The organism is Paenibacillus sp. HJGM_3 (genome assembly GCF_045062745.1).
Classification (GTDB): Bacteria; Bacillota; Bacilli; order Paenibacillales; family NBRC-103111; genus Paenibacillus_AA.
Map to the genome: position 1 here is coordinate 1 of NZ_JBJGED010000062.1, position 1,056 is coordinate 1,056.

1 protein-coding gene is annotated in these 1,056 nt (G+C 54.5%); it reads left to right on the plus strand.

All coding sequences use genetic code 11. The features are described 5' to 3' along the window. A partial coding sequence (gene tnpC, locus ACI5FR_RS33795) for an IS66 family transposase (protein WP_405462761.1) occupies positions 1–1,056 on the plus strand: 1,056 nt, incomplete at both ends.

Sequence of the window (1,056 nt, forward strand, 5' to 3'; positions counted from 1 at the left end):
TGTTCGATCTGCCTGCACCGCGCATGCTGGTCACGGAGCATCGCGCGGAGAAAAAGTGCTGTCCCTTCTGTCAAACCGCTCAGCAAGCCGAGTTCCCCGAGGGGATTCACGCGCCGGCTCAGTATGGCGACGGGGTTACGGCATGGACCGCCTATTTGCATGGTTACCACCTGTTACCACTTGACCGGATCGGACAAATGTTCGAGGATTTGACGGGCTACCGACCCAGCGACGGGACGTTGCTGACCTCGATCCGCAACCTGAAGCAGGCCTTGGTTCCCGTCAATCAAATCATCCAGGAGCAGTTGCTCGCAAGTCCCGTCGTCCATGCCGATGAAACCGGCACTCGGGTACAAGGAAAGAAGCATTGGGTTCATACCGTCTCGAGTGCAAATTGGACCTTACTCGCGGTCCATTGCACCCGAGGCACTCCGGCGATTGAGGCCATGAACGTCTTACCCCGGTATACGGGCATTCTGGTCCACGACTTTTACCACATTTACTTCAAGGACAAGTATCGCTTTCAACACGCACTGTGTAATGCCCATCTTCTTCGCGAATGCCAGGGAATTGCCGAGCATGATCATCATGAGTGGTCTTCCCGTATGAAAGAGTTGCTGCAATCCGCCTGGAAACAGGCCAGTGCCGCACGTCGAAGTCGGAAGCCACTGGCTCGGGCTGCCATTGAAGAAATCGAGCAACGCTATGATCGCATCCTTCGTGAGGGAGAAGCCGAATGGAGCCTCGATGTCGTCCGAGAGAAGACGGGACCCCGGGGAAGGAAAATCAAAAGCACTGCGGCCAATCTTGGCGAACGACTCCGCTTGTATAAGCGGGATATTCTTCGCTTTCTTTACGATACCCGCGTTCCCTTTGACAACAATCAAGCGGAACGTGATATTCGCATGGTCAAAGTTAAAGAAAAAATCTCCGGGACTTTCCGTACGACGTTGGGTGCGGACGTATTCGCTTCGATCCGGAGCTTCATCTCCACCCTCCTCAAGCAAAACCGACCGATTATTGCTTCCCTTCAGCTAGCCTATCGAGGGCATTTCC